The organism is Patulibacter sp. NPDC049589, assembly GCF_040675535.1.
GTDB lineage: Bacteria > Actinomycetota > Thermoleophilia > Solirubrobacterales > Solirubrobacteraceae > Patulibacter.
The window spans coordinates 21,128-28,531 of the sequence record NZ_JBFAPC010000069.1 but is presented as its reverse complement, the minus strand read 5'-3'; the positions used below and the strand labels follow the sequence as shown (position 1 = coordinate 28,531).

The window sequence follows — 7,404 nt, the reverse complement described above, 5'->3', positions numbered from 1 at the left end:
GAACTCACTCACCACCCTCCCCCGCGGAAGTGGTGCGCGGCATCACCCTCCCGGGGGAGATCCATCGCCCGATGGATCGCCGCCCGCGCGGGCCGTTCGGCCCCAAACCCGCATCACTACGGGTGATCCGCGTCCCCCGTACACCGCGGTCGGATGGTGCGCAGCCCCATTGGATGGCCCTGATCACCCGTTCGGAGGAGGACCGGTGTCACACTGGCGTGCGAGCCTCTTGGGCGTCGGTGCCACTCACACGTCTCGATGTGCGATGTTGGCCACAGAGCGGAAGCGCCGCCTCAGCGGCGGGGATGGAGGGACGCCCGTGCACGGAGCCACAGTTGCGCCGGATGAATTCGTACGGCTGCTCGAGGAGTTCTTCGAGATGGCCGCGCAAGAACAGCAGCTCGCGAGCCGGATGGCGTTCGCACGGACCACCGTGGCGATCCACCTGACGGACGCCCCGGAGGGCACGGGCGTGACCCTGCACCTCACGAAGATGCCGATCAGCGCGACGGCGGGCATCGACCCGAACGCCGAGATCCACATGTACGCCCCCACGCCGCTGTGGATCGACATGCTGGCGGACCGCATCCCGCTGCCGATGGCCGTCCACCACGGCGACGTCGAGTACTCGGGCCCGGTCCGCAAGTTCCTGCGCGTCGCCCCGATCCTCCGCGGCTTCGACTACGCCATGTGGCGCGGCAAGCTCGGCGAGAAGACGAAGACCGACATCAACAACCCCGGGATGGACGCGGCCCTCGGCGGCTGACCGCCCCGCCCCGACCCCGGGTCCCGCGGAGGCGGGGCTGCGCGGGACACCCCCTCCGGGCCGCCGCCGGCTCCTCCACGTGCCCCTCGCAGCCCGCGGCCCGCTGCGCGCCACCGACGGCAGCCACGGGCCCGGTGCGCGCGCGGGTGCGGTCACCCGCGCCGGACGCTCCTCGGGGCCCCGCGGTCCTCAGATCGCTTCGATCTCCTGCGGCTCGGTGCTGTCCCAGGCCAGAGGACGGCCGCCGGGCCAGAAGCCGAGCGCCAGGATCCCCATCGAGCCGATCCATCCGGCGAGCATCGCGTCCCCGATCGGCAGCAGGACCAAGCACGCCGCGCCGGCCACGCCCCAGTAGCCGAGGAAGCGCGTCAGGAGCCCCACCCGCATCGCCGACGTCGCCAGGAGCGCGAGCCAGATGGCCGCGACCACCCGGGTCACCTTGTCGCCGACCCGTGCGACCGACAGGCCGCCGGAGTCGTCGATCAGTTGCTTCGCCCGGTCGATCGTCCGCGGCCCCGACGCCACCAGCTCGTCGGCGACGTTCCCGAACGCCACGAACCCGATCACCGTCGAAATCACGATCAGGATCGGCGCCACGAACGTCAGGTAGAGCACCACCGGCTTGACGGCTTCCTCGTCCCGCGTGCGGGTCAGGCGGTACAGGTACACGCCGATCACGATCATCAAGAGCAGCCCGACGCACCGCAGGCCCGACGAGATCGCCAGCTCCGTCTCGTTGTTGCGGAAATCGACCAGCAGCTTCGCGCGGTCGATCACCTCCTCCGACAGCCCGGGGGGGCCCTGCGGCAACGCCGAGTTCCCCGACGCCGAGCTCGCGACCGCCACCGTCGCGATCGTCGCGGCGATGCTGAGGAGCGCGGCCACCCCGGCGACCCTCCCCCAACGCCGCTCGGCCTCCAGGACCGCTTCGTCATCTGTGGTGCTCATGTACGCAGTCTCCCTGCTTCCGGGGGGCCTTGTCCTCTTCAACGCAACGGCGCCCGGGACGGATCCGTCCCGGGCGCGGCGCCCTACCGGTAGGTGTCGGCGGAACGCCGGAGCGCTACTTGACGACCTCGTTGGGGGTGGTGTCCGGCTTGATGACCTTCCAGTTGTTCCCCTTCGAGAACGGCACGCTCGCGTCCGGCAGCTTGTTCGGCAGGCGGTACTGGTTGTCGGACTCCGCGAGCAGGTCGCCGACCGGTCCCTCGTCGAGCAGCGGCGCGAGGATCGACCGCAGCGTGCCGGGGAAGTTCGCGATCGAGTTCACGCCCACGGGGCACCGGCAGATGCCCATCACGCCGTTCTGGTCATACGTGCGACTGGAGCCGAAGTTCTCGACGAAGCCCACCAGATCGTTGCCGTACGGCGAGATGTGCGCCAGTGCGGGGTTGATCTGACGGAGCGTCCCCTCGAGCTTCGGGATGGCGTCGGAGCCGGCGTCGGCGAACGTCGGCAGCGTCGCCAGGGCCGGGTTCGTGGCCTTGAAGAGCGCCGGGAGCGCATCCGTCAGACGCCGCGCCCGTGCCGCCGTGGGCCGCAGCTCGGTGAGCACCGGCTTGAGGCTCTGCAGCGACGTCCGCAGGTCGTTCACCGTCGGGGTCGAGGTGCCGGCGAACGACTCCAGCTTCGCGACGGACGTCCGCGCCTGCCGCAGCGTCGGCGGCAGCGACGCGAACGTGCGCTCCACCGAGGCGTCGCGATCCGCGATCGCCTGCGCGGTGGTCTTCGCCGTACGGACCAGGTTCTGGAGATCGCCGGAGCGGCTGCCGATGGCGGCCATCACCGTGCCGGTGTTGCGGACGAGCCGCGTGATCTGGCCCCGTTGCCGGTTGAGCACCGACAGCAGCGCGCTGCCGTCCTCGGCCACCGGCCGGACGCGCCCGAACAGCTCGTTGAGGTCGCTGCCCCGGCCCTTGAGGGTGTCGCCCCCGGCGCGGAGGTCCTCCGAGACGCTCTTGCGGGTCTTCGGATCCAGGGTGTTCAGCACCTGGTCGATCGGCACGGCCTCCTTCTGCGCCGCCACCGTGAGCGTCCCGCCGTTCGCGACCTGGCCGGCCGACCGGTCGCCGACGGTGAGGTCGACGTAGTTCTCGCCGACGAGCGTCTTCTGACGCACGAGCACCTTGGCATCGCGGTAGACCGGGGCGTACTTCTTCTTGAGCTCCAGCGTGAGCCGCACCCGACGCCCGTCACCGGAGTTCTCGATGTCCCCGACCTCGCCGATCTTGACGCCCGCCGACCGAACGTCGGCGTGCTTCAGGACCTGCTGCGAGTCCGTGAGGATCGCCGTGACCTTGTACGGCTTCTCCGACAGCGGCAGTCGTCCGCCGGCCGTGGAGTAGAAGTAGGCGAGGATCGCCAGCCCGCCGATGAGGATCAGGAACAGGACGAACGACTTGCCCGCGATGTGCTGGTTCTTCATTACTTCTGCTCCTTGCTGACCGCGGCGTCGCGGGAGGGAACCGGTGTGAGCTGGCCCATCCCGTTGTTGTTGCGGACCACCGACGGATTCGCGAAGCACGGCTTGACGACCGGCATCCACCCCGGGTCCTTGCCGACGCTGAGCGTGGCGCTCGTCAGGTCGACCGTCGCCTGGGCACGCATGTCCGGGACCGTGCCCTCCGAGCCCTGCGTCCCGCTGTACTTGCCGAGCGACGCGATGCGGTCGACGAGCGCCCCGACGAGCGGCAGACAGGGGTTGACGACCTGAGTACCGTGATGCAGCTGCGTCATCTGCGGGACCAGCGGCGTGAGCGCCGCCGACGCGTTGGCGGAGGTGTGCGGCAGCTCCTTGGCCAGCGGCATCAGCGCCTTGACGGACGGGCGCAGCGACTTGACCGCGGGCGTGCCGACCTTCGACAGGTCGCTCAGGCTGTCCAGGCCCGACGGGAGCTTCTTCGCCACCGGCCGCAGCGAGCTCAGCGCGCCCTCCAGCGGGCCCGTGGTCCCGCGCACGTTGGCGAACGTCGCCTGCAGGTTCTGCAGCGTCCCGGGCAGCGACGCGAGCGTCTGGGACAGCGAGCCGTCGTGCTGCGCCAGCGTCCCCAGCAGCTTTCCGCCCTGGTCCACGAAGCCCTTCAGCTGCGCGTCGCGCGTGGCCAGGACCTCCGTGAGGTTCGCGAAGTTGTGCACCAGGCGGGCGGTGTTCTCCTTGCGGTCCCGGAGCACGTCGCCGAGCCTCGTCGCCGCCTCCAGGAAGGGCCCGAGCTGCGCGAAGCCGTCCTTCAACGCCAGTCCGTGGTCCTTCGTGCCCCGAGAGAGCCCGTTGAGGAGCTGCGTGAACCGGGCGCGCGTGTCGGTGTCCAGGACGTTGAGGACCTTGCCGACCTCTTCCTGCGAGGTCGTCTGCTTCGCGGGCAGGATCTCGTTCGCCTTCAGCTCCGGCGCGCCGGCGGTGCCGCGGCTGGTGATGTCGACGTACTCGTCCTCCAGCGCGGTGACGGGACGGATCGACACCTTGGCGTCCTGGTGAAGGGGCGCGTACTTCTTCTCGAGCTTGACCGTCATGACGGCCTGGCCGTTCACCAGCTCGGTGGACTTCACCGTCCCGGCCTTGACGCCGGCCAGCCGAAGCTCGACGCGTCCCGGCGTGATGCCCTTGACGTTGTCGAAGGCGACCTTGTAGGTGGAGTAGCTCACCCACGGCTTGTTGCCGGCCAGGTTGCGGACGATCGTGACGGACGCGAAGATGCCCGCCGCGATCAGGAGCAGGTAGAGGAAGAACGGGAACGACGCGCGCTTGAGCTCCAGCATCAAGCGGTCGCGGCCTGCGCTGCGGCTCATCGTCCCGCCTCCTTCTTCTTGTCGGCGGCGAGGCTCTTGGTCATCAGCTGGATTCCCTGCTTGCTGTCGAGCAACGACTTGGACTTCGCGGCCGGTGCCGCGGCGCCCTTGACGTCGATCTGATCCGGGGACGTCCCCGTCACGAGCGCAGCGATGATCCGCACCGCCGCGTCGCAGTTGATCTTCTGGTCCGGCGGGACGGTGCCGTCCGTGATCCACGTCTGGCACGGCGAGAACGCCGGGATCGTGCCCTCGCCGGCGCCCGCCTCGAAGTTGCCGAACGTGCCGCGGCTGTCGCCCCAGGCGGTCCCGGCGTCGCCGACCGAGATCGCCGGACCGATCATCGTGTAGAGCTTGCGCTTGGAGACGACGCCCGGCGTCCGGAGGTACGGGAGGATCGGGTAGATCGCGTCGTCGAGCACGGGATTGGCGGCCGCCATCAGATCGTTGCCGGACGTGGTGAGCTTCGTCAGGTCCTGCACCGCGGGCTTCAGGGCGCGCACCGTCGGCTTGGCGTCCTTGAGCAGCGGCGCGGCGGCGGTCAGCAGCTCGTTGGCGTCGTCCGCCGAGCCGGCGAGCTTGCGGGCGCCGGGACGCAGCTCCTGGGCGACAGGGTCGAGGACGTCCAGCGTCTTGCGCAGGCGCGCCATCGTCGTCCTCGTCTCCTGCAGCGCGCCGGGGGCGGATGCGAGCAGCGAGCGGACATCGGCCGAGCGCGCCGCGGTGACGCCGAGGGCGACGCTGCCGCTGTTGATGAACTCGCCGAGCTTGGCCTCATCCGAGGCCACCGCGCCGAGCACGCGGCTGCTCTTCTGGATCATCTTCTGCAGGTCGCCCGGCTCCGTGCCTCGCACGGACTCGAGGCCCGGGCCCAGGGACGACAGCGCCGGCCCGAGGGCCTTCACCGTGCGCTTGTAGGCCGACGCGGAGCCGAAGCCCTTGTCGAACTCCTTCACGATCGTCTGCAGGGCCTTCCGGCCGGTCGTGTCCAGCGGCTCGACGGCCTGGTCCAGCTCCGTCTGCACCTCGGTGTGCGACTCGGGGATCACGTCCGACGACGCGAGGACCGGCGCGCTGGCGGACCCGGGCTTGAGGTCCGCGTAGAGGTTGCGGCCGAGGAGCGTCCGCCACCGGAACGCCACCGAGGCGTCCTTGTGGACCTTGACGCCCTTCCCCTTCTCGACGAGCAGCTCGACCCGCACGCCCCGGCCGGACGGGGCCCGGTCGACCTTGGTGACCGCGCCCACCTCGACGCCGTTGACCCGCACCGGCGTGCTGCCGGGTCGGATGTTGATGCCGTTGGCGACGTTGACGACCACCTTCTGGCCCTCCGTCCCGAACCCGGGCACGGTGGGCTTCGCGTAGATCACGAAGAGCAACAGCGCAATCAGGACGATGAAGATCGTGCCGTTGCGGATGTTCTTCGGCCGGTGCTGCCCCGGCCGGATCTCGAACATGCCGCGACCCCCGCGGCGCTGCGTGCGCTTGCTCATCGGATCACCGGGAAGGACTTGGAGTAGGTGAGGCCCTTGCTGGACTCGATCGCGTCCGGAAGGTTCGGGCCGGACTCGCTGGACCCGGTCGCCGTGTTGTTGCCGTTGTCGCACGGCTCGGGGTAGGGGTTCGAGTGCACGAACTGGTTGAGGACCTGCCGCACCGGGTTCGTCGCGGAGCCGCCGGACAGCGTGTCGCCGAGGTTCTCCTGGATGTAGAACCGGATGCCGGAGCTCTTGTCGCTGCCCCACTTGAGCCAGTTCGCCCAGGTGCTGAACACGCTCGGGATCGCGCAGGCGTGCGGGGCCAGGTGCTTCAGCAGCGGACGCGCCGAGTTGATCGGGCTGTCGATCCGCACGAGCTGCGGCTGCAGGGTCTGCAGGACGTTGATCGTGGGGTCGACTGCCCCCTTCGCCAGGTCCAGCGTCGCCTTGGCCTGCCGCACCGCCGGACGCGCGCCCTTCAGGAGCCGCGTCGTCTCCTTCAGCGCGGACGGCGCCTGCTGCAGCGCCGGGCGACCGTCGACGGCGAGACCGTCGACGGCCCGCACGAGCCGGTCGACCTGCGGCAGCTGCGCCTGCACCTGATGGAGCGTCGGCGTGGCCTCGTCCAGCGTCTCGCCGATCCGGTCGGCGTCGTCCGCGAACGGCTTCAGACCGCGCCGGAGCGGATCGAACGCCGACGCGAGCGTGTCGCGAACCCCGTCGAAGGCCCCGACAGCTGCGTCGGTCTCGCGGATGGCGCGCGCCGTGCTGCCGGGCTGCGCGTTGAGCGGCCGGGCCAGCGTCTGCACCTGCCGCAGGAACGGCGTGAGCTTCCGCAGGGCCGTGTTGAGCTCCAGGCCGTTGCCGTCGGCGCCCTCGCCGAGCGCGTCGAGGAGCGTCTGCGCCTTCTGCCGCGTGTCGCTGTCGAGGGTGCCGAGGACCTGGTCCAGCGCGACGTTCTGCGTCTGGTTCTCGGTGGGCAGCAGGTCGCCCTCCTTCAACGGAGCCCCGCGCTTGCCGGGGACGATCTGGAGGTAGCGCACGCCGACCGCCGACCGCAGGCGCACCTGGAGCTTCGAGTCCGCGCGCAGCGGGGCGAACTTCTTGTCCAGGCGGATGTCGACGAGCGCCTTGCCGTCGTGGACCCGCGGGTTGAGGATCTGGCCCGCCCGCAGGCCGCCGATGCGGACCTCGTAGTGGTTCGACAGGTTGTCGGCCTGGGTGAACTCGGCCTTCAGGTTGTAGTACTGGCGGCCCGGGACGGTGTCCGCGGCCCGGTAGCCGATCATCGTGGCGATGGCCAGCACGACGATCGCGATGCCGCCGATCACCAATGTGTACCCGCGCCCGCGGCGGCGGCCGGCCGCCCGACGA

The 7,404-nt window shown here is 70.3% G+C and carries 6 protein-coding genes; 1 reads left to right on the top strand and 5 read right to left on the bottom strand.

The window, feature by feature from the left end:
* Positions 1-379: 379 nt before the first annotated feature.
* Positions 380-766, top strand: coding sequence for a hypothetical protein (locus tag AB0L40_RS14395; RefSeq protein WP_364355457.1), 387 nt, complete (start codon positions 380-382; stop codon positions 764-766).
* Positions 767-955: 189 nt separating this feature from the next.
* Here the strand turns inward: AB0L40_RS14395 and AB0L40_RS14390 are convergent, their stop codons facing one another.
* From AB0L40_RS14390 to AB0L40_RS14370, 5 genes are all read right to left on the bottom strand, one after another.
* Positions 956-1,714, bottom strand: a complete 759-nt coding sequence (locus AB0L40_RS14390; RefSeq protein WP_364355454.1) for a DUF4386 family protein — start codon at positions 1,712-1,714, stop codon at positions 956-958.
* 115 nt (positions 1,715-1,829) lie between these two features.
* The gene (locus AB0L40_RS14385; RefSeq protein WP_364355451.1) at positions 1,830-3,191 is read right to left on the bottom strand and encodes an MlaD family protein; all 1,362 of its coding nucleotides are present in this window, start codon (positions 3,189-3,191) and stop codon (positions 1,830-1,832) included.
* Positions 3,191-4,552: an MlaD family protein gene (locus tag AB0L40_RS14380; protein WP_364355449.1), complete on the bottom strand. Its 1,362-nt coding sequence runs from the start codon at positions 4,550-4,552 to the stop codon at positions 3,191-3,193. The genes AB0L40_RS14385 and AB0L40_RS14380 overlap by 1 nt, the downstream gene beginning before the upstream one ends.
* Positions 4,549-6,045, bottom strand: a complete 1,497-nt coding sequence (locus AB0L40_RS14375; protein WP_364355447.1) for an MlaD family protein — start codon at positions 6,043-6,045, stop codon at positions 4,549-4,551. The genes AB0L40_RS14380 and AB0L40_RS14375 overlap by 4 nt, the downstream gene beginning before the upstream one ends.
* On the bottom strand, positions 6,042-7,361 hold the full coding sequence (locus tag AB0L40_RS14370) for an MlaD family protein (protein WP_364355444.1): 1,320 nt from the start codon (positions 7,359-7,361) through the stop codon (positions 6,042-6,044). Before AB0L40_RS14370 ends, AB0L40_RS14375 begins: the two co-directional genes overlap by 4 nt.
* Positions 7,362-7,404: the final 43 nt, after the last annotated feature.